The organism is Jatrophihabitans lederbergiae (assembly GCF_031845305.1).
GTDB classification, from domain to species: domain Bacteria; phylum Actinomycetota; class Actinomycetes; order Mycobacteriales; family Jatrophihabitantaceae; genus Jatrophihabitans_A; species Jatrophihabitans_A lederbergiae.
This window is the reverse complement of sequence record NZ_JAVREH010000016.1, coordinates 61767-83125: the sequence shown is the minus strand read 5'-3', so window position 1 is coordinate 83125 and position 21359 is coordinate 61767. Positions and strand designations below refer to the sequence as shown.

General features: G+C 67.3%; 20 protein-coding genes and 2 pseudogenes. 20 read left to right on the top strand and 2 right to left on the bottom strand.

What is annotated here, in order from left to right:
- Positions 1-147 precede the first annotated feature (147 nt).
- Positions 148-1005 carry a zinc ribbon domain-containing protein gene (locus tag RM423_RS13185; protein ID WP_311423494.1) on the top strand — a complete coding sequence of 286 codons (858 nt, stop codon included), beginning with the start codon at positions 148-150 and terminating at the stop codon, positions 1003-1005.
- A gap of 539 nt (positions 1006-1544) precedes the next feature.
- Here RM423_RS13185 and RM423_RS13180 read toward each other — a convergent pair.
- The gene (locus tag RM423_RS13180) at positions 1545-1673 is read right to left on the bottom strand and encodes a hypothetical protein (RefSeq protein ID WP_311423493.1); all 129 of its coding nucleotides are present in this window, start codon (positions 1671-1673) and stop codon (positions 1545-1547) included.
- Between the two features lie 339 nt (positions 1674-2012).
- Entirely contained in the window at positions 2013-3083 is a 1071-nt protein-coding gene (locus RM423_RS13175) for an IS630 family transposase (RefSeq protein WP_311423492.1), read from the bottom strand.
- A gap of 304 nt (positions 3084-3387) precedes the next feature.
- Between RM423_RS13175 and RM423_RS26255 the strand changes: the two are divergent.
- From RM423_RS26255 to RM423_RS13085, 19 genes and pseudogenes are all read left to right on the top strand, one after another.
- Positions 3388-3564 (top strand): annotated as a pseudogene (locus RM423_RS26255) (IS30 family transposase); the annotation flags it as partial.
- Positions 3565-4184: 620 nt separating this feature from the next.
- Positions 4185-4463, top strand: coding sequence for a hypothetical protein (locus RM423_RS13170; RefSeq protein WP_311423491.1), 279 nt, complete (start codon positions 4185-4187; stop codon positions 4461-4463).
- Positions 4464-4807: 344 nt separating this feature from the next.
- A complete protein-coding gene (locus RM423_RS13165; RefSeq protein ID WP_311423490.1) occupies positions 4808-5593 on the top strand; it encodes a hypothetical protein in 786 nt (261 codons plus the stop codon).
- Between the two features lie 118 nt (positions 5594-5711).
- A complete protein-coding gene (locus tag RM423_RS13160) occupies positions 5712-6050 on the top strand; it encodes a hypothetical protein (protein WP_311423489.1) in 339 nt (112 codons plus the stop codon).
- Positions 6047-6994, top strand: a complete 948-nt coding sequence (locus tag RM423_RS13155) for a hypothetical protein (protein WP_311423488.1) — start codon at positions 6047-6049, stop codon at positions 6992-6994. Before RM423_RS13160 ends, RM423_RS13155 begins: the two co-directional genes overlap by 4 nt.
- Positions 6991-7293 carry a hypothetical protein gene (locus RM423_RS13150; RefSeq protein ID WP_311423487.1) on the top strand — a complete coding sequence of 101 codons (303 nt, stop codon included), beginning with the start codon at positions 6991-6993 and terminating at the stop codon, positions 7291-7293. Before RM423_RS13155 ends, RM423_RS13150 begins: the two co-directional genes overlap by 4 nt.
- Before the next feature lie 80 nt (positions 7294-7373).
- Positions 7374-8162, top strand: a complete 789-nt coding sequence (locus tag RM423_RS13145; RefSeq protein WP_311423486.1) for a hypothetical protein — start codon at positions 7374-7376, stop codon at positions 8160-8162.
- Complete coding sequence (locus RM423_RS13140; RefSeq protein WP_311423485.1) at positions 8159-9682, top strand: hypothetical protein; 1524 nt, start codon at positions 8159-8161, stop codon at positions 9680-9682. Before RM423_RS13145 ends, RM423_RS13140 begins: the two co-directional genes overlap by 4 nt.
- Positions 9679-11208, top strand: coding sequence for an SCO6880 family protein (locus RM423_RS13135; RefSeq protein ID WP_311423484.1), 1530 nt, complete (start codon positions 9679-9681; stop codon positions 11206-11208). The genes RM423_RS13140 and RM423_RS13135 overlap by 4 nt, the downstream gene beginning before the upstream one ends.
- Before the next feature lie 119 nt (positions 11209-11327).
- Positions 11328-12809, top strand: coding sequence for an ATP-binding protein (locus RM423_RS13130; protein ID WP_396327709.1), 1482 nt, complete (start codon positions 11328-11330; stop codon positions 12807-12809).
- Between the two features lies 1 nt (position 12810).
- Entirely contained in the window at positions 12811-13989 is a 1179-nt protein-coding gene (locus RM423_RS13125; RefSeq protein ID WP_311423482.1) for a C40 family peptidase, read from the top strand.
- A gap of 85 nt (positions 13990-14074) precedes the next feature.
- Complete coding sequence (locus RM423_RS13120) at positions 14075-14569, top strand: hypothetical protein (RefSeq protein ID WP_311423481.1); 495 nt, start codon at positions 14075-14077, stop codon at positions 14567-14569.
- Positions 14566-16083, top strand: a complete 1518-nt coding sequence (locus RM423_RS13115; RefSeq protein ID WP_311423480.1) for a type IV secretory system conjugative DNA transfer family protein — start codon at positions 14566-14568, stop codon at positions 16081-16083. Before RM423_RS13120 ends, RM423_RS13115 begins: the two co-directional genes overlap by 4 nt.
- A 281-nt stretch (positions 16084-16364) precedes the next feature.
- Positions 16365-16640, top strand: a complete 276-nt coding sequence (locus tag RM423_RS13110) for a hypothetical protein (protein WP_311423479.1) — start codon at positions 16365-16367, stop codon at positions 16638-16640.
- A 108-nt stretch (positions 16641-16748) separates the two neighbouring features.
- Positions 16749-17048: a hypothetical protein gene (locus tag RM423_RS13105; protein ID WP_311423478.1), complete on the top strand. Its 300-nt coding sequence runs from the start codon at positions 16749-16751 to the stop codon at positions 17046-17048.
- A gap of 4 nt (positions 17049-17052) precedes the next feature.
- Positions 17053-18372: a hypothetical protein gene (locus RM423_RS13100; RefSeq protein ID WP_311423477.1), complete on the top strand. Its 1320-nt coding sequence runs from the start codon at positions 17053-17055 to the stop codon at positions 18370-18372.
- A gap of 193 nt (positions 18373-18565) precedes the next feature.
- The gene (locus RM423_RS13095; RefSeq protein ID WP_311423476.1) at positions 18566-18937 is read left to right on the top strand and encodes a hypothetical protein; all 372 of its coding nucleotides are present in this window, start codon (positions 18566-18568) and stop codon (positions 18935-18937) included.
- A gap of 1068 nt (positions 18938-20005) precedes the next feature.
- Complete coding sequence (locus RM423_RS13090) at positions 20006-20599, top strand: helix-turn-helix domain-containing protein (RefSeq protein ID WP_311423475.1); 594 nt, start codon at positions 20006-20008, stop codon at positions 20597-20599.
- Between the two features lie 90 nt (positions 20600-20689).
- Positions 20690-21124 (top strand): annotated as a pseudogene (locus tag RM423_RS13085) (DUF6036 family nucleotidyltransferase); the annotation flags it as partial.
- Positions 21125-21359 lie beyond the last annotated feature (235 nt).

Below are 21359 nucleotides of genomic sequence, written 5' to 3'. Positions count from 1 at the left end.
ACCGGCATGTGGAACCGGCGAACCGAGCGACTCGGCCAAATTGTCATGCCCCCACGGCACAATCGGAAACCACAGAGGCTTCCGCCTCAACAACGACGACCAACAGGCGCTGCGTGAAAGTTTCGGGCTAGGCGTAAGCGAGGCGAAGTGACCGGTCCCTACCCGGCGAATTTTGTCGCCGCCAATGTAGTTCGGGGAGCATGGCCTGCAGTGATTGAGGAATCAGACTGGCGGGAAATGCTTGCACTCTTCGAAGCGCGCCGGTATAAGAAGCGTGGGCACAGAAGTTTGTTAGCTGGAATCCTGCGCTGTGGGCTCTGCGGGAATACATTGGGCTGGGGACAAGACCGCCAAGCAAAAACAAAAGCGGGCACATACGCTACATATCGATGCATTAGTACCAATGGAGGTTGCGCCAAGGTCAGTATTGGTGCGGCGAAGATTGAGCCGTGGCTCGTGGGTATGGTCACCGGGTACGCGCAACATTTTGCGCGGCGGGTCGAGTCGGAGGGGCGGAGAGATAGCGACCCCTCGGGCAAAGCACGAGAGGCGCTCCTTGCAAGGCTGGATGATCAAGCGGCCGCCTACGGCGATGGTGATCTCACCCGCGTCCAGTTCGTGAGAAACAAGCTGGCCATCGAGAAGCAGTTGGCCGAACTGGGAAGTGTAGGAGCCGATCAAACCGTCAGAGAGGCTGAGCGTCGACATGGGCTCAGCATGTTGGATCATTGGCAAGAAGCGGATCGCGAGCAGCAAACGGCAGCGTTGCGTGCGTTGATTCGTGTGGTAACAGTATTCCCCGCCGGACGAGGTTCAACTCTTTCCCCGGAGTACCGCGCAGTCATTAGCTGGTCAGACGACTCCGCGGATATGCCGCTTGAGGTGCTTCGCCGACGGCTGCCGCCACGGCCTCTGCCTCGCACGGATGCTGAACGTCGCGAACTCCGGAATGCGTACCTGCGCCGGAAGTACGCAGAGTCTCGGGCGGCGAGCCAGCATAGTTGATGGCCCGGCCGAAGGCTTTCCACGCCTCGCATTCTCGAATCTCGGCGGGTAGGCCTGCGGCTCGCCTGCTAGCGAGAGCCATTTCTAGATACCTCCGCGTCTCCGAAGACAATGGAGCTACCACGTGGGCCCCTCTCCGCCACTGGAGCTAAGACGCGTAGGGAGCGCCTGACGATGGCGCAAGTCCCGCGGGTGGACAGCGCCGATGGGATGCGACTCAGCGGGTAGCTCGTCGATCCGTCGATACGCCGTCATCTTTGCTCTCCGGCCCGTCGTTGCTCGACTTGGTACAGGCCATGCGTGAGACGAGCTGAAATACGAATGGTCGACGGTCCCGATGACCGCAGCCACGGCGCAGGGGTCGGCGTCGGCTGATTTGTGTCCGCGCTTGGGGCCGATTTCGGGTGTGTCGATTGTGACGGGTGAGCGCCAATTCCCAAAGCAGCTGCGACTCCGTGGTCGAGCAGGCCATGCGGAAGCGGCCGACCTCCGCCAGGTAGCCCTCCCCTGCCGAGTGCTGCTATCTAGGTAATCTGGGCTTACACCTGCAGATCCAACCCCGAAAAGAACTCCGTCGGATCCGGGATTCGGGTCAGCTCGGTCGGCCGCCACATCTTCCAGTCGCTCCAAGGCTGCCGGACCTTCAAGCTGATCACTGTCCCGATCATCACTGTCTCCGTTTCTTCTCTCGAGCGTCATGAGGTCTGCCTCCATCGTCAGAAGTGGTTTCCGAAGCTCAGGCGCAGAAGTCGGCAGAATCCCTGCCATCCGTTATCTGATTGTGACAAAAGCTCAGGTTCTGACTTAAGCGGCTCTTCTCCGCTGAGCATGGGGTCAGGTTCGGCGGTAGGGGCGGGTCGCGTCGGCGCGGAGCAGGATTCGTAGAGGGGTAGTTGCCGAAGTTGCAGAAGCCGGGTGATCCGACGGCTCTCTTCGATGATCGACAGATCGCTTCGGTGCCGGCTCAGACGCCGCTGGTGGCGAAGTAGGCCAGCACCTGTTGACGCCTAGTGTCCCGCTATTGAAGTGACTTTACTGCGGGTGGTACGCGGGATGATCTGGTCGGCGGTCTTGGTCCAGATGAACGGTTCGCAGCGTTCGTTCCACGCGTCGATGAAGATGCCGATGGCCCCGATGAGGTCTTTGACGCTGGTGAAGGTGCCACGGCGGATCGCCTGGCGGGTGATGATGCCGAAGAAGATCTCGACCATGTTCAGCCACGACCCAGAGGTCGGGGTGAAGTGCATAGTGATCCGCGGGTTCTTGGCCAGCCAGGCCTGCACGGCGGGGTGTTTGTGGGTGGCGTAGTTGTCGGCCACGATGTGCAGCTTCACTCGTGGGTAGGCCTTGGCGATCTGCTTGAGGAAGTGCAGGAACTCCTCGTGGCGGTGGCGCGGGTAGCAGGCGTCGGTGACCCTGCCGGTCGCGACCTCCAGCGCCGCGAACAGGGTCGTGGTGCCGTGGCGGACGTAGTCGTGGGTCTGCTTCTCCGGCATCCCCAGCCGCAGCGGCAGCACCGGTGCGGTCCGGTCGAGTGCCTGCACCTGGGACTTCTCGTCCACGCACAGCACGATCGCCTTGTCCGGCGGGTTCAGATAGAGGCCGACTACGTCGCGGATCTTGGCTTCCAACTCCGGATCGGTGGAGAACTTGAACGTCTGCACCCGCCACGGCTGCAGCCCCCACTTCTTCCACGTCCTAGACACGGTGAAGTCGCTGATCCCCAGATGAGCGGCAAGCAGCCGGCTGGACCAATGCGTCACGCCCAACTGTTCGGGCGGCGGCTCCAGCGTCGCGAGCACGATCTGCACCGGGTCGATCACCACCGGACGACCCGACTTCGGCCGATCATCCAACCCGGCGAGCCCCTCAGCGGCGTAACGCCGTTTCCAGCCGATCACCGCCGGCTTGCTCAACGTGACCCGCCGCACGATCTCGGCCGTCCCGACACCGTCTGCAGCCAGCAACACCACCCGGGCCCGCTGCGCGAGCCCGGCGCGCAGCGACGGTGACCGCGTCCACGACGCCAGCACCTCACGGTCACGTTCGGAAACCTGCACACCCACAGTCAACGGCATACATCATGATCCCACGAAGTAACGTTACTTCCCTAGCGCGACACTAGATCTGAGTGTGCGACCGAGGCGGGCGACTTCGAGGACCGGGCGGACGGGAACGAGGTGATCACTGACTCGGCGATGCGTCGGCCCTTGGCGGGGGTATTGGGATCTTCTCAATGAAACGTGGTGAGCGGTTACCGACACGGTCGGTTGCCTGGGCCCGAAAGCGGGCCTGAGGCCAACATTCGTGGTGTCTAGGCCACGAACTCACCCTCTTCTGCGATGAGCCGGCTATGGAGCTGTGTTGCCTTCGTCGAGTCGTGTGAAGAAGGGGCCGGGGCGGCGTCCGCCGTCGGCCGAGCGGCGGTGGATCGAGGAGCTGCGCGGCGGTGGGGTGTTCGTGCGGCCCCCCGCGAGGTGGGTGTGTCTCGCACTACGGGTGCCAAACTGGGCTCGCGGTTACAAGACCCACCGCCCCGGCGAGGTCATCGGGTTCGTGGTTGTGAACGCCGATCGAAAGTTGGCCCTTGGTGCCGGTCGTTGGTTTGGTCCGTCTTGGTCTAGCCCGACCACGCGCCGAACATCGCCGCTCGGTCCCGGTAGACAATCACCGTCGGATACTGCGCCTTGGTCTGGTGGCGAGTGGCGACCCCGGCCGCACCATCCACGAGGCCCGGGTGGACTCCGCGATCCGCCGTCGGCGGACTTGGCTGCTGGGTCCACGGTGAGCCTGGCGACCGGCCTGGCCCACCCGAACTGGCAGGCCGCCGTTGGGGTCCGCCGTAGTCGCGCTTGCGGTCAGTCCGCTGCTCGCCGGATGGTCCGCTGCCCTGGCCGAGGGGCAGGCGTCCGGCTGGTGGCGACCACGCAGAGTGACCGTCAGTCGCGGCGCGGTCGTGGCCATTGCCGCCGTTGGCTTCGGCTCCTTGGCTGTCGCCAGCAGACCCTGGACGGCCTGGTGGCTATTCGCGGCTGGAGGGACCGTGCTGGCGGTGGTCGACGCCCAGAAGCAAATTCTGCCGTCCCGTCTGCTCAGCTCCTTGGCTGCGGTTGAGGGGGCCATCCTCGTCCTCGCCGCGACCGCGCCACGGCGAGCCTCATCGACTGCTGCGGGCACTCATGGCCGCTTCAGTCCTGGGCGCCGTCTGGTTCGTCCTTGCCTTCCTCGCCGACGGCGGCATGGGGCTGGGCGACGTCCGCGTAGCGGCGATGACCGGTGGCCTGCTCGGCTGGCTCGACTGGCCCGAGGTTCTGGATGGTGAACTCGCGGCGGTCCTGCTCGCGGCGGTGACGGCCATGGTCATCGCGGTGCTGCGGCCCGCTCAGCGCGGCCGCGCGATCCGAGTTCCGCTCGGTCCGACGATGATCGCGGTAACGCTGTTGATTTGCTGGCTCTGAGTCGGTACTGATCAGATCCGGCCGCCGTCGGTGGTCACCCGACGGCGGCCGCGTCACCCTGGTTTTTTCCCTCCGGACGACATCGATGGCTTAGGTGCCGAAAGGTTGAACCCCCGGAATCTGGGGTGTCACCCCCTCCGAGTTCGTGTCACCCCGTAGTATCACCTACTCCCAACTGAGCGCCCGGCGGCGCTGCACCACTCGCGGCCGGGCGGTGACGCGGCCCTGGTGACGGCGCCGTCTCCCCACGGATCGGAGGTGTCACCCCGATTTTGGGGTGACACAAAGGTGAACACGTCTTTGGAGCGTCAACGGCATCACCACCTGATGCCGGAGGCCCTGAGATGTTCTTCGACCCGTCAATCGCCGGGAGCTGGCGAGCGCTCGTCACCCGCCTGAACAGCCGCGACACCGTCAGCCGCTGGGCTGCCCTCGAGCCCGCGCTGAGCGGCCTGACGCGGGTGGAGCAGATCCAATCGGTGCTTGGCAACGGCGGCGACAAGGACCGCTCTGACGCCGTCCTCGGGGCCCTGGTCCGCCTGGCCGCCGCGGACGGCGGTGGCAACGACGAGGACGCGCTGCTGCTGGCGCTGCACTGCATGAGCCCGGCGGTGTTCGGGTTGGCCAACGATCTGTGCGACCTCAGCCGCGACATCGTGGCGCTGATCGTGGGGGAGCTGACCCTCCAGATCCGCAGCTACCTGCGGCGGGGCCGCACCCGCGCCTACGCCGAGAACCTGCGACTAGAGACCCGCCGGGCGGTTCTGGACGAGCTACGTCCCAGCGTCCGTCACCACCCCGAACTGGGCGAGGACGTCACCGGCGACGGTGACGCTCTGCGACTAGTCACCGGCGTACAAGCCGGCCCCGATGAAAGCGACGACGAGGACGTCGACGTCGTGGATCTGCTGCTGTGGGCGGTCCGATCTGGCGCGGACTTGGACGGCGTGCGGCTGCTGGTGGCCACCGAACGCGCCCGGGCCGAGGCAACGAGCGAAGCCGCAGCCGGCGCCGATGGACGCGTGGCCAGCGCTCACGGCATCTCCGAGCGGACGCTCTACCGGCGCCGGGAGCGGACCCTGACCGCGGTCCGGCTCGCCGCCAGGGAGTACTTGGCGGCGGCCGCGTGAGCCTCTGCCGAGGCTTCGAGAATCCCCACGAAAAACTTTCGCCTCGGCTGTCAGCAATGAGCCGTCGGGTGCGCCTGCCCTTAGTGAGACCCCTTCTGGCCAATCGAGGAGCAGGCGCATGAGACCACCGGACACGGACCGACAACCCGACGCTGGCGAACTGACCGCCGGGGAGGTCGGCGACCTGTTCGAGACGGTCTCAGCGGCGAACGGCCGGATGGCCAGAGAGGTCCACCAGATCATCGGTTCCCGCGCAGCAGTGAGCCAGGCGCCGGTCGACCGGTTCACCCGACTGGCCGATGAGCTCCGGCCCGGCCCGGCTGCCCGGGCGCAGCTAGGGGCACTCGACGCCGAGCTGCTGGCCGGCACCGCGGTATGGACGCAGCACCGCCGCGGGCAGGCAGGCACCGCCGCCGAACGCACCGAAGTCAGGTGGAGCGGCGGACTGTCGGCATGAAGCTGTGCGAGATCGGAGTGACCGGCCAGAAGATCGACGTCTTCAACGGCGGCGATGTGCCACCTGACGGGCGCCTATTGTCCGTCGCCGAATTGCAGCAGGCCTACCGGGGGCTGCTGCAGAACCTGCGGGCCCGTCCAGCAGGCTCCGCCTCGGCCGAGCCGGTCCCGATCGCACCCGTCGGGGGTGGTGCGGTCGCGACCATCAACCTGGAGGAGACCGCGATCGGGTCAGCAGAAGCGAGCGCCGACATCGACGCCGACTGGATCACCATCATGGCCGCGCACGCCGGTGCCGGGGCCTCGACCGTCGCGCTCGCCGTCGCCGATGCCGCGGCCGCCGCAGGGGCGGTCCACCTAGTGGAGACCGCGCACCCGGCCCGTTCCGGACTCGTCGCGGCATCGAGGTCCGAACTCGGCATGGACTCCAGCGGCGCCTGGCGCCGCGGCCTGCGCGGCAACGTCACGATCGACCGGCGGGCCGGCGACAGGACCCCGGACGGCTGGCCAGCCGATCGTGCTGCCGCTGTTGCGACCGTCGTCGACCTCGGCCTGCCCTCGGTCGACAACCTCGCACGCCTGGTCACCAGCGCAGCGCGCTGCGTCGTCGTGTGCCGGGCGAACGTGCCCGGTGTCCGGCTGGTCGAGCAAACCCTCGACGCCCTCGAGGAAGTGCCGGTGGCGGTCGCCGTACTCGGGGCCAAGCGCTGGCCCGGCGAGGTCACCGCCAGCCTGGGCCCCCGATTGCGACGACTGCGCGCCGCCGGCCACGTCGTGACAGTGCCGCTGGATCGGCGCATCGAGGTCACCGGCCCCACCCACTCCCCACTGCCCAAGGCCGTCTTCATGGCCGGCCGGTCGCTGCTGGGGCTGATCGACGCCGCCCGGTCGGGCGAGGTCACCACCACGGTGCACGCGCCGGGAACGAAAGGAACCACGCGATGAGCAACCTCCTCGCCGCCAAGGTCGGCGCACACTACCTGGCAGCCGGCGTCTGCCCGAAGGCACCGCCCGGGGTTCAGGTCTGGTCGGACCAGGTCTTGGCCTGGGTGAAGTGGGGTGTGCTGGCTATCCTGGCCATCTCGTTCTTCGTCTCGGTCGGGATGCTCGTCTGGGGCCGGGTGACCCATCATCCCAAGGGTGCACGGCTCGGATTCGACGGCCTGATGATCTGCCTCGTCGGCGCCATCATCTACGTCGTCGGCTACGTGATGCTCTCCTCGATCACCGGGAACGGCTGCTGATGTTCGGCCACAGGTCGAGAAGGGGCGGCGGGAAGCAACGGCCTGCGCCTGAGTGGTCCCGCCAGAAGATGCTTGCCCTGGTGATCGGGGCCGCCGTGACGGTGGTGCTGTTCGTGGTCGGGGTCGTGCTGGCAGTCGTCTACGCCGTTGGTTCCGCCCGGCACACGGCCGATCAGCACGGCGCGACCGCCCACCCCGCGAGCCAAGGCGGCGGTGACGGCGGGTCGAAGCCCGGCCGCGCCGCTATCGACCCTCGGGATGCAGTGGCCGACAAGCCCATGGCCACCGTCGACGAGGACGCATCCCATCCCGGCCCAGTCTCCACCAGAGATCCGGGCACGCCGATCACGCTGCCCGCCGGGACACGAAGCGGACCGGCGCAGGTGCCCACCGGGTTTCCGCACACACCGCAGGGCGCAATGGCGCAGCTGGTCGCGATCGACCAGACGGCACTGCAGTCCGGGACCATGGAGGGCGCCCGCGCCGTCATCGCGGCGTGGGCCATGCCCGGCGGACCGACGCCGACCCCCTGGTCAGGCGTGCAGGCGATGGCTGAGTTCTTCGACGCCGCCGGGCTGTCCGGCGGTGGCGCCAACCAGCTGGCCCTGGTCGTCACACCGTTGATGGGCCAGGTCAAAGGCAGCGTCGGCCCCGACTTCGTCGTGCCCTGCGTCGACTTCGAGATCGACGTGACGCTTCAGCAGACCAGCCGCGGCGCGGCGGCCGATTGTCAACGCATGCAGTGGAACGGCACGCGCTGGATGGTCGGCCCCGGCGCGGAGCCGGCGACCCCGCCGTCGGTGTGGCCCGACACCGACACCTCGATCGCGGTCGGCTACCGCGATCTACGACAGGAGAGCACACGATGACCGCCACCGCCGTACTGGCCGCCGGATGCAGTCAGCTGCCTTGCCCCGGTCAGCGAGTCGAGGCCTTCGGCCTCGGTGACCTCAACCCGCTCAAGTGGCTCGGCAACGCTGCGTCCAAGGCCGTCAGCGATGTGTGGCTTGCCGCGATGACCGCGCTGTGGTCGGCCGCGCTGTGGCTGCTGAAGCTGGCCTTCAAGATCATCGACGCATTCACCACCCCCGACCTGTCGGCCGGCGGCCCGATGGGTTCGGTTCTACCGACCACTCTGTGGCTCGGCGCCACCCTCGCGGTGATCATGATGTTCGTCCAGCTCGCGCTTGCATTGGTCCGCCGCGACGGTGAGTCGCTGGGACGCATCTTCGTCGGCATCGGCCAATTCGGGCTGGTGTGGGCCGCCTACCTGGGTTTTGCGGCTGGATTCGTGGCCGCCGCCGCCGGGCTGGAACGCGGCATTTTGGAGTCGATGCTGCACGCGCAGGACCTGTCCCACGTCGACCTTTCCGCCAGCTTCCCGGACAAGGTTGGCGACGTCACCCTCGCCACCGTCTTGGGCGTGCTCGGTCTGCTCATCGTCATCCCCGCCGCGGTCTTCTACGTGCTGATCATGTTCGTCCGCGAGGCCGCGCTGATCATCCTCGTGGCCACCGCCCCGATCTCGGCCGCCGGCCTGGTGTCCGAGACCGGCAAGGTGTGGTTCTGGAAGACGCTGCGCTGGTTCTTCAGCTGCCTGCTGATATCTCCGATGGCCGCGCTGCTGCTCGGCACCGGGGTCAAGCTGTCGACCGGTGTCATTGCCCCGCCCGCACCACCGAAGAAGGGTGGTGGCATCGGCGGAGTCACCGACTACGCGAATTCGGTCAACACCGCCCACGCCGGCATGGCCGTCGTCGGCTGCATCGTGATCGCGATCGGCGCGTGCTGCCCGATGGTCTTGTTCCGGCTGCTGGCCTTCGTCGAACCGGGCACCGCCTCGGGTGCATCCTTGCGGCAGTCGTGGTCCGACGCTGGCGGCATGTCCGGGGTCATGAGCGGCGGCGGCAAGCAGTCCTCGGGCAGTTCTGCGGCGACCCAGAGCGGCGGCGACGGGCGCTCGGGCGGGGAGTCCGGCGCCGAAGCGCAGACCCAATCGCGTCTGTCGCAGGCGATGGGCGCGCTCGGCCTTGTCGGCCAGGCGTTCGGAGCGGGCATGGGCGCGGTCAGCTCGATCGCCACCAAGGCTGCCGACATCGGCTCCGACGTCCTCGGTCAGGCCGGGATCGGTTCGCCCGGTTACAGCCCCACCCCGACCGACGAGCGCAGCACCCGCAGCTCCAACGGCGGTGGCAATCAGTCCGGTGGCGGTAAGAACAGCTCCGGCGACGGTGGCAGCACTCCGACACCTCCGACCCCACCCATGCCGCCGACCCCGCCCATGCCCGGCGGCGGGATGCCCGGCGGTGGCGGCGGACTGCCGGGTGGGCCTGGGGGCGCTGGCGCTGCTGGTGGCGGCGCGGAGGCGGCTGCGGTGCTCGCCCTATGACCGCCCCGGCTGGCCCGGTCCGGTACGGGTCGTGGTCGCGGGACAAGCAGGGCTGGTTCCTCGGTCTCGGCGGCGGGGCCTGGATCACGATCCTGCTCGGCGGAATGCCGCTACTCATCGCCGCCGGCGCGCATGCCTGGCTCCTAGCCCTGAGCTGGACGCCGATCTGGGCGGTGCTGATCGTCCTCGTCGCGGTCCCCGTGAAAGGCCGCTCAGCGTTGCGCTGGGCTCTCGATTCGCTATTCAGATCTGCAGGAGTTGTCATGCGCTGGACCGACTGGCAGTCCAAAGCTGCCGCAGGAACCGTCGAGAACTTCGACGAGGCCGATCTGCCGGGAGTGCTGTCAGGCATCCGCACCCACGACGGCCCGCCATTCGGGCCGCTCCTGACCCGACCGGCGATCGTGGCCGACAACCGGGAACGCACCTGGGCCGTCGTCGCCCGCATCACCCACCCCGGCATTGGCCTGTCCGAGGTCCCCGCCCGAACCCGGATGGGCAATGGCCTGTCCGAGTTGCTCGAAGGCGCGGCCACCGCCGAACTGGTCTCAGTCCTCGCGTTGCAGATCCGCACCGTCCCCGACGACGGCGCCGAACGCGCCGCCTGGCAGCAGACCAACCTGCGCACGGACGCACCCAGCCTCGCGCTCGCGGTCAACGCCGAGCTGGCCGCCGTGATGACCCAAGCCGGGGTACGGCACGAGGCGTTCGTAACCGTCGTCGTTCCCGAGGGCCGCATCGTCAAGCAAGCCAAAGAAGCGGGCGGCGGCGTCGACGGCCGCGCCCGCGTCCTCTACGGCGTCATGGGTGAGATCGAGGCCCGGCTGATGGGCCCCGTGGGTTGCACCTCGGTGACCTGGCTGGACTCACCGGCGCTGGCCGCCGCGATCCGCACCGGCTTCGCCCCCGGTGACCGGGCGGGGCTGACCGCCGCCGACATTGCAGCGCAAAGCGACCCGAACGTCGCCTCGGCGTTCCCGATGGCCGCCGCCGGGCCGACATCGACGCCGAACCCCGAGCGGCGCCACTACGCCCACGACGCGTGGGAGACGGTCACCTGCACGATCCTGCTGCCCGACAAAGGCGCGGTGATGGGCGCCCTGGCCCCGGTATTCACGCCCACCACGGCGGGGGAGCGGCGCAGTGTCACCGTCTTCTACGAACCGATCCCGGCCGGCAAGGCTGACCGGATCGTCGGCAGCCAGTCCATGAGCTCGGACCTGGCCTCGGAGATGCGCCGCAAGTCCGGGTTCAAGATCCGCGCCGCGCACCGCCGGGACGCCGCCCGCGTCGAAGGCCAAGACGTGCGCCTGGCCGACGGGAACGCCCTGGTGCGGGTCGGGATTGCCGCGGCGGTCACCATTCCCAACACCTGGTCGGTCACCGACTACGGGCGCCGGTTGGAATCCAACATCACCGGGTCCGGGTTCAAACCGTTGCGCCTGGACCTCGCTCAGGACGCCGGGTTCGCCGCCGCCTGCATCCCGCTCGGGATCGGTCTGCCCAAGCGCCGGGGTGTCAAGTAAGCCGCCGCCGCAGCGCGGACGGGCGCGGCATCGCGCAGCTCGTGTCGGACTTCGGCCACAACCTGCCGCCGCTCGCACCACCACCAGCTCGGGTCAAGGACGGCGACCCGTTCACCGTGATGGTCGGCAAGCACGGCCGGTCCGGTCCCGCCGCGGGCTGGGCACCGGTTCCTGCGCCGCTGCAGGTGTATCGGATGACCTCCGAGCAGGTTGGCGGGGTGTGGCCGCTGATCGCCGGCGATGGCCTCCCGTCGACCGGCGCACATATGGGCATCGACTACCTCTCGGGCGGCGCGTTCCACGTCGACCCGATCGGGTGGACGCTCTCGGGCATCGCCGGCGTCACCAACCCCAACATGATGTTCTTCGGCGCACCCGGCCGCGGCAAGTCCGGAACGGTCAAGATGTTCTGCCTGCGGATGATGGCCTACTCCTACCGCACGCTGATCCTGGGCGACGTCAAGGACGAGTACGAACCGCTGTGCCGGGCACTCGGTGTCGAGCCCCACGCCGTCGGTCACGGCCTGCCCGCCCGGATCAACCCCCTCGATTTCGGCCCCCTCGGAAACGACTGGACCCACCTGCCCCGCGCCGAGGCCCAGCGCCGCGCGGCGATGGTCTTTGCCCGGTGGCTGCTGCTGATCAAGGGCCTCGTCGGCTCGCAACACGTGCCGTTCGGGCCGACCGCTGAGACCGCGGTCGGACAGGTCATCCGAGACCTGACCGGTTACGCCGACGGCGCCGACCAGATGAGCGAGATCACCATCCCGCAGGTCTGGGACGCGCTGAACAACCCCACCGACGAGTTGGTCACGGATTGCCGCTACTCCAGCCGGCAGCACTTCCTCGACGAGACCCGACCGATGCGCGACGCCCTCGGCTCCCTGGTGAAGGGGCACCTGGCCGGGCTGTTCGACGCACCCACCACAGTCAACGTCGACTGGCGCGCGCCGATCCAGTCACTGTCGCTGTCGCGGCTGGACCCGCTCGGCGACGAAGCCGTCGGGGTCGCGCTGACCTGCCTGAACTCGTGGGGCCGGGCCATGACCCAGGTCGCCGAGCCCGGCGACCTGCGCATCATCATCCGCGACGAGTGTTGGAAGCAGATGCGGCTGGGCACCGACGCGGTCAAGTCCCTCGACGCCGACCTGCGACTGTCCCGCCGCGACGGCTGCATCCAGGCCGTCATCGCCCACAAGCCCTCGGACATGCTCACCGTCGGCGATGCCGGCAGCCAGGCCGTGGCGATCGCCAAAGACCTGATGCACCTGTGCGGGACGAAGGTGTTGCTCGGACAGGACGACCAGATCGGTGACGAGCTGTCCGACCTGCTTGGTCTCATCCCGATGGCCGAGCGGATCGTTACTGACTGGGCCACCGCGGCCAAGGGCCGCGCGCTGTGGCTGATCGGCTCGCACGTGGCGAAGGTCCAGACTGTGCGGACCTCGATCGACATCGCTCTCACCGACACCAACGACGCGATCACCACCCCGGTCGCGGATGTGCAGGCCGAGAGACACAACACCGCGGTCGCCGCCGAGACCACCACCAGCGAGGGTTCCTTGAGCCGCGACGTTCTTGCCGTGGCGAGGATGGTCTGACATGGCCGGACAAGGTGCACAGGGCGGCGCGGTCGGCCCGAGGATGATCGCCGTCGCCCTGCTGCCGGTGCTGGCCATGGCGGCGGTGCTGATGGCGGTCGCCGGCGCCGGCGCGAGCGCCTCACCCCGCTCGAGCGTGTGCGGTGGGGGCGGGACCGCCCAGACCGTGGGCAACGTCAACCTTGACGCCGAGCAGATGGGCAACGCGCAGAGCATCGTGTCAGTCGTGGCTGGACGGCATCTGCCGGTGTTCGCAGCCGTCGTCACCGAGGCCACCGCCTACACCGAATCCAAGCTGCACAACTCATCGGTGCAGTCCGACCATGACTCCGCAGGGCTGCTCCAGCAGCGGGTCTCGATCTACACCGAAGCCGTCGCGAGCGACCCAGTGAAGGCCACCAACGCGTTCCTGGACCGGCTGGTGAAGGTCGCCAACTGGCAGAGCAACACCGTCGGCGTCGACGCCCAGACCGTGCAGATATCGAAGTACCCGGGCCGCTACCAACTCAACGCGGCGCTGGCGCAGCAGCTTGTGGGTGAGTTCTGGTCCGCGACAGCCGCAGCCGCTGGGCCGGTGCCGACCACCGGCCCGAGCGCGGAAACCGCTGCGGGATCGCCGTCGACAACTCCCGCGCTCGGATCAGGCCCGGCAATCTGTGCCGGCGGTGGCGGCGCGATCCCCGGCGGCGGCGACGTCGCCGGCAAGATCGTCGGACCGACGGGCAACAACATCGCAGGTACCACGAAGATCCCCGCCGGGTTCGTCATCAGTGGCTCCGCGAAGGGCTACCTCGCGGTCAAGTTCGCCCTGCGGCAGCTCGGCAAGTCATACGTGTTCGGCGCCGCCGGACCGAACGCTTTCGACTGCTCCGGGTTGACGATGGTGGCCTGGGCAGCGGCGGGTGTCGCGCTTCCGCATCTGGCGGCCGGGCAGACATCCAGTGGCAGCGCCGAACCCAACAATCTCAGCCAAGCCGTGGGCGGGGATCTGGTCATGATTGCCGGCTCCGACGGCACCGCCGCCAACCCGGGTCACGTCGGCATGGTCGCGGGCTACGCCAACGGCAAAGACGGCCGCCACCTGTTCATCGTCCAAGCGCCCACGGCCGGCGTGCCCGTCGAGCTGACCGATGCCACCGAATGGTCCGGTCAAATCACCAACGTCCGCCACATCGCCTGAGCACGGAGGATCACGTGAATACACAATTCGCAACAGCTCATTGCACAGAGCGCACCGTGCGGTTCCACGGCGCGGCGGCTGGTCGATGACCACCCCTTACCAGCGGCGCCGCGACCCGCAGCCGATGAGCCAGGGTTGGGAGACGGCCGTTGCGGCAGTCGGTTGCGCACTGATGGGCCTGGGCTTGGCCGCGCTCTTCGGGCTCGGCGTGGCCTCGGTTTTGTTCGGCGGGGGCTGGGTGTGGCCGCACGGCACCGACACCATCGGTCACGTCATCGGAGGCATTCTGAGCGGACACCCCGGCCGGGGACTTCCCGCACCACAGTCGCAGCTCGTCGCCTCACCCGGCGTGGTCTATGCCTGCGTCGCGGTCTGTGAACTGCTCGTCGTCAGTTTGGCGGTGCTCGCCGGCGTGCTGTTCGCCCGCTACCACCGCCCCGGTGACGCCCGCGGCGGCATGGCCAGCCGCGGCGAAGCCGACCAGGTCCTCGGCATCAGCAAACTGCGTAACGCCAAAGAAATCATCCGCCCCGACCTCTACGGCCGGGATGACACGGCAACGAAGAAGGCATCCTCATGAGCTTTGACCCCACCGACATCGGCTGGCGCATCGGCCGATCGCAAACCCCTCGGGGCATCGAGTTGTGGTGCCGTTATGACCGAACGACCGGTGTCTACGGCGAGCAAGGTTCTGGCAAGACTCTCGACCTGTTGGCGCCTGCGCTGCTCGCGCATCGGGGTGCGGGGATGGCCACTCTTACGAAGGTAGATGACTTGCTGTTGACGGCGCAGCGTCGGCAGCAGCCGCTCACACCGGGCGGTCCGCCGCGGCCCATCGCGGTCCTCGACCCGTTCGGTGCCGCACCGGGTCTGCCGGTGTTCGTGTGGGATCCGATCGCCGGCTGCGTGGATCCCAAGGTGGCCGAGAAGCGGGCCAAGGCGTTCGCCGCCGGAACGGTGACCGGGGCCGTGAGCGGTGGTCGTCAAGACGGTGCGGCGAGGTTCTATGCCGCTGAGACGGCCAAGGTCTTGCAGGGCTTTCTGCACGCGGCCGCATTGACTGGACGCACTCTTGAGCATGTGCTGGAGTGGGTGGCTAACCCGGTCGCGGCCGACCAACCTGCCGACATCCTGCAGCAGCATCCTTCCGCGGCCAGGTTTTGGGACGGCCTGCTATCGGGCGCCTTGCACGGCTCGTCCGACACTGTCGGTAACACCGTGACGACGGTGCAGCAAGCAATGTCGTTGTTCTTCCAACCCGAAATCCGTGCCCGCTGTGTTCCGACACGCGACCGTCCGGCGACCGATATCGCTGATCTGATCGCCCGCCAGGGAACCGTCTACCTGCTCGGTCGGGAAGACCCGTACGCCTCAGCCGCGCCGTTGATGACGGCGGTCGCCGAGCACGTTCTGGATACCGCGCTCGATGCTGCGAACACCGCTCCGCATGGGCGGATGACGCCCTGCTTTCTCGCCTGCTTGGACGAGCTGCCATCGACGACACCGTTGCCGACGTTGCGGGTGCGGATGGCTAACGAGCGCGCGTTGGGCCTGTCGTTCATCTACGCCACCCAGACGTGGAAGCAAATGGTTGTGTCCTACGGCGAGGACGAGGCCCGATCGTTGTTCGGCCTCACCAACAACCTGGTGATCTTCGGCGGCGGCAAGGACGTCCACTTCTACAAGGAAATCTCGGACCTGATTGATGACGTGCGGATCAGTCGTCAGACGGTCAGCGACGGCCCCGGTGGTCTTGGAACGTCACGCTCTGGTGAGGATGTGAAGGTTCTACGGCCCGGTGATATTCGGCGCATCGCCGAGCGTCACGCGCTGGTCCTTGCGGGCAACGCCCCACCGATCATTGCCACACTTCGCCGATGTTTCGACGGCAAGCAGGGGCGACTGTTGAATGCCGAGCTCGACGCAGGTCGTAGGCGGGTTCGCGCAGCGCGGGCAGGCGCCCCGGACCTCGCGGCTGTCACCGCCGACGCGGTCGCCTACGCCCGAGCCAACCGGCTGTCGCCGGCAAGTGAGGACGACGACCGTCCGCTGCCCGCCGATGAGGAGCTGCCGCTGCATCGGTGGCTCTGGTGATACTCACACGATTTCCGCAGCCGCCCGGTGTTCTGCTGAGAGCCCTAGAACTTTTGGCGATCCTGCGCGACGGTGACCCGGATGAGATGCGGGAGGCGGGGGACCTGGCTGAGCTTCCCCGGCCGTGGGATCCCACCTCGTGCCCGGACGAACTGCGGGCCACCGTGTGGCGATGGTGCGACGAGGTGGCGGGGTGGCTGAATACCGACTACGCGTGGCGACCGGTCCACCTGGTTCCCTCATGTTGGCCGCGCCATCCCCACATCGCCCGAGAATTGCCCGTGCTCGCTTTCCTGCGCTGGGAGGCTGAAGAAGCCACCGATCCGAGACTGCTGGAGGAGTGGCAGCGTTACACCTTCCCGATGTTCGCCGATCGCGTCTCCAGCCGGTTGGGTGAGAGCACCTGTCGCATCGGCAAACACCAGCAGTGGCCGGCCGAATCCCGCGCATCGGCGTTCATAGCCCAAGACGCAACGGAACGGCGGCGAGTGCTGCTAGAGGCAGACGCAGAACCGCAGGCGTCGCGCAGCCTTCACGGCCGTCGTTCCGCCCAGTGACCTGAGGACGACCGGCCGTCCTCCACACAACCGCTCTCATCGCCCCACGAGTACACCGGATGACCCACCTTGATGCTGACGTCTTGCTCATCACCCGAAGGAATCGCAATGCACCCAGACCAAGCCAGCTACGACGACACCACCAGGGCGGCGGCAACGCTCTTCAGGGCCGTGATCACCGCCACCTCCGACCCAGACACCGGCGCCCGATTGTGGTGCCTCGCCGCCCTGCACCATCTCGGCAACCCGACGATCGCCGAGAACCCCGCTGTGAGCACCGCAACCGCAGAGGCGTTGATCCAAGCCGCGTTGCAAACACTTGCGACGCTGCCCCTGCAACAGTTCGCATCCCCGCCCGTCCTCCAAGCGTCGGCAGCCGGCCGACGGGCACTGCGTCAGCTGAGTTAGCGCTGTGGCAACGTCCCTGCGGAGCCTGCTCGACGCCCTCGACGAGGAAGTGACCAGAGCCGAATCGGCGCCCAACAACGAGGCCGGCGCCGCCCAGGCGCTAGGTCCTCTCGGTCGGACATTGCAACGGCTCGCCAACGACGGACTGTCCGACGAGATCGGTGGATACCGCGAACGATTCGTACAGGAACTCGGCACGGCGTGCGTAGTGGCTTCCGATCCATCAGACGCCGGTGAGGACCGATTACCCCTGCTCAGCGGTGTACTCGCCGACACCACAGACATCCTCAGGTTCGAACTGGGCGGTGCAAGCAGGTGGGCTGCAGCAGTCGAAATGGCGACCATCGCCCGCCGCCTCGGTGAGGTCGCATCCAACGCCGACGCGCCGAAGTTGCCATCGTCGGCGTTAGAACACGTCCGCCGAGCTGGCATCCTCGTCGAACGAACCGGAGCGATCGAGCCGCCCAGTGCTAGCGACGCTCGACCCCTGGACAGAGCGATCCCGTCGCCACTGCGCCAGCCGCCGCAACAACCGGCGGACCGCATCACCGAAGCCATGACTGGCCTGGTGCACTACACCCGGCCCGGCGCCCAGCTAGCGGTCGCTGAGGTCCTCGCCGTCGGCCTGGCCGCAGAGACGCTGTGCGCCTCCGCGGCAACCCTTCACAGCCCGAACCACCCACAGTTCGAAGCCATGACGTCCGCCGGCCAGGCATGGCGGCGAGTGGGAGTAGCACTTCAACCATTCAACGACGGCAGCCGACACCGACACGACGACCTGTCGACAGCCGTCGCGTGGGCCATCCAGCTACACGAGACGTTGCGCCAAGAAAGGGCGACCGGCGTACAGACCGCCCAGGATGGCAATGGGCCGAAGGGTGAGGAAGACCTCAGCGCCGCTGTCTCGGCGTGCGTTGCGCAGTTGCCGGAGCTTGGTGACAACCTCTGCAGACTCATCCAAGAGTGGCCGCGAGGCGGTCGAGTCCTCGCCTACGCCCAGCAGCTACCACCACGGGAACACCGTGTCCGCGAACAACTCGCCGGGCGCAAGCCCACCGGCCTCATCCACGTGGACCTTGCTGACCTGCGCCCAGCGGTGAACGCCGTCCGCAGCGCTGTAGCGGAGTCCGTACCGCGACCCGACCTAGCTGCTACCGAGGAAGTCGCATCAATGGGCCGCGCCGCTGACGATCGGCCCGCGATGAGCCGGCAACGACTGAGCCACTGGAGGAGTCCAGACCATGAGCACCCCGCGGGGGCGCCGCCCACCGATCAGCGTCTGCCCGCCGCGAGTCAGCCTGTCGAGCCAGGACACCGTAGGTAAGGCTCAGCCGCCCGACAGGACGGCTAGGGCGGTTGTGGACAGCTAGCCCGTTGTCCACAACGTTTCTGCATTGACCCGGCTCGGCCCACGAGGACTATAGGTTCGAGTCTCCGCCCCAAGAGGCGGCCCGGCCAGGTGTTACCAGCACCGGACCGGGCCTTGATCGCACCCTGCGTAAACAGGAGACGACCCGATGACGAAACTACCCAACTCCCGAAGCCGACCCAACCGCGGCGCAAGCGACGAGTTCGTTCACCCGAACCTGGAACAGCGCACCCTGTGGTCGGTGCGCTGCACCCACTGTGACCTGTCGTCCTATCACGGCAACATCCCCCGCTTCACCTCGACGAAGCAACTGTGGACCGCGATGCTGGCACGCGGATGGACCCGCCGCGACGACGGGCGGGTGCTGTGCCTGCTCCACACCCGCGTCGCGGATTGCCAAGAACTCGGCCACGCGATGACCGACTGGACGCCCCACGTGGTTGACCCGACCGCGCTCCAGTGGCGCTACTGCCAGCGATGCGGAGCCAACTTCGCTCAACGTGTGCGGTCGGATGGATGACGAAGGTACGAGTGAACCGCAGGCATCTCGGACATCACATCTAACTGGCGCGTCGAAGACTGGCGGTTCACTGACGCGTACGTCGACGCAGTCGCCGCCGCGGATGCCGAGTCGGAGATTCAATCTGCGTCTCCACATCCGTTGCGAGCACTGCAGGAGAATCGGCGAAGGTGCGGACGACCTGCCAGGTGCCCACCTAGGATGAGTCGGAGTACTGCACAACAATCCGCTTCGAGTCCCACGGCGGGAGCGCCGCCCCGAGGTGGCTACGTGTGCTGCTATCACCCTGCCCAACGTTGACAGCCTCGGACGGCCTGCCGCCGAGCACCGGCCAACTGGCGGTGTACGAGTGACCGCCACGCGTCTCTACGTGGAGCTTGATGTCGGTAGCCGAGAACCCAGTCAAGTTCCTAATGCCTGCGTACAGTATTGGGCCCTCGATGTGCGTTTCGGCGCCGACAGAAGCTGAGGGATGGTTTCAACGCGACCGCCAGTGCCTTGCGTTGCATCCTGTGCAGTCCGCTTGCTCGCCTACGCTGCCCGCCACGCAGCAGTCGCGCCCACGCATGCAGCCAAACTGCCGAGGGCGGTCAACACGGTGGTGTAAAAGTCATTGGTGAGCGGTAGAGACTGCGGGCGTGAGGCCGAGGAAGTGAAGCATCGCCCGATCGTGGCATGACTCGGCCGGTGGCGGGTGGGCGCGTCAGGTCGTCAGACTCGGTAGGTCCTTATCGGCAACGAAATCCACGCCCATCGGGAAGGTGAAACGCGGACTCCTCTCCTCGACACGGTTTTTGCCTGCCTCAGCGGAGGGAGCCAACGCCATGGAGGAAACCACGAACAATGGGTCCATATCGGCTGACACCACCCTGACTTTCGAGACGGCGGTTGTGGCTGATCACGCACAACGTCGCCATCACCGTTGGCTCACTTGGCGTTCACCCGACGCCGACGGCTCGGCGGTGCATCGCTAGGCCGTCGCTCGTGCTGGCGGGGCGCATGGATCGTTGTGTCGTGCGATCGGTGAGGTGCGAGCCGGACCGACCGGTAGCGTATATGCTACTAGTCATGAGGACGTCGGCAGAGCTCGTCAGGACTGCGCGTGAGCGGGCCGACCTATCAATGCGCGCGCTGGCCGAACGTTCCGGCATGGCCTACGCGACGGTCTGGCGCATCGAACATGGTCAGATCGATCCCACGATCGGCACGCTGCGCAAATTGCTCGCGGGCGCCGGACAGCAACTCGAGGTGGACAGTCACGACGCCGACATCCCGCGTCTGGCGGCGCTCAACAATGCATGGCACCGCGACGGCCGCGGGCAGGACCGGCCGGATTGGACGCGGTTGCGCGCCCTGATTGACGCCTTGTCCTTGCACCCAGAACTGCGCGGACCAGCCACTATTGCCAGACCTGCTCTCTCGGGGTCGGATTTCATGGACAATTTGCTGGCGGCTCTAGCCGAAAAATTGAGCGATGACGCGGGGTTGCCCCGCCCTGGATGGACAAAGACTGTTCCGGCGCTGAGTGAGCCTTGGTTCAGCCCGGCGACACCCCGGATACGGGCCGCCGCCGAAAGTGCGACGCCGCCCCAGTTTGCCGCCCGGCAGATCGTCATGACCGAGAACAGCCTGTGGCGGGATTCGGACTTCGTTGCTGCCTAACCACGGCCAACCGCTCGGCGCCGACGATATCCGCAGCCGCTTGCAGGAGGTGGCGGGGGAGTTGGCGCCTCCGGCCCTCAGCACACGCTCGTCATCGTTGGCGGGTCGCTCATGGCCTGGAGAGGGCTGCGGGAGTCCACAGCAGACGTCGACACCGTGCACCGCGTTGACGTCGAACTCGTCGCCGCAGTAGCGGCCGTGGCAACGATTCATGGCCTATCACCGACCTGGCTCAACGACCGCGCGGCCGGTTTCATGCCCGCGACGTTCGATATCCACGAGTGCGAGACTTTGCTGAGCCTGCCGCGACTGCGTGTGCTGGGGGCGCCCTTGGCTCAGCTGTTCCTGATGAAGCTGTATGCCGGTCGTGACCGTGACATCGACGATCTCGTTACTCTCTGGCCGGTCAGCGGATTCCGGACGCCGGAGGAGACAGCCAAGATGTTCCGATGTGCATACCCGCATGCACCTGACGATCCCTACCTCGCCTCATGGGTGAAGCACATCGCTGACATGGCTGGCTGACCAGACCGGCTCAGGGTCTCGGGCTTCAAGTGCCCTCAGCTCGCTCGGTGTAGGGCCCGCCGTAGCGTCACCATTCGGCCAACGTCGGCGGTCATCTCCATACCTTGCCTCAGCAGAACCTAAATGCTCGCCCCGGTAGCCGAACGTGAGGGAAGGGACCGAGGCCCAGAGGGGGAAGCGCCGATCAAAAACACCCCAGACACTGAGGCCACGTGCCCATCGCACATCCTGACGC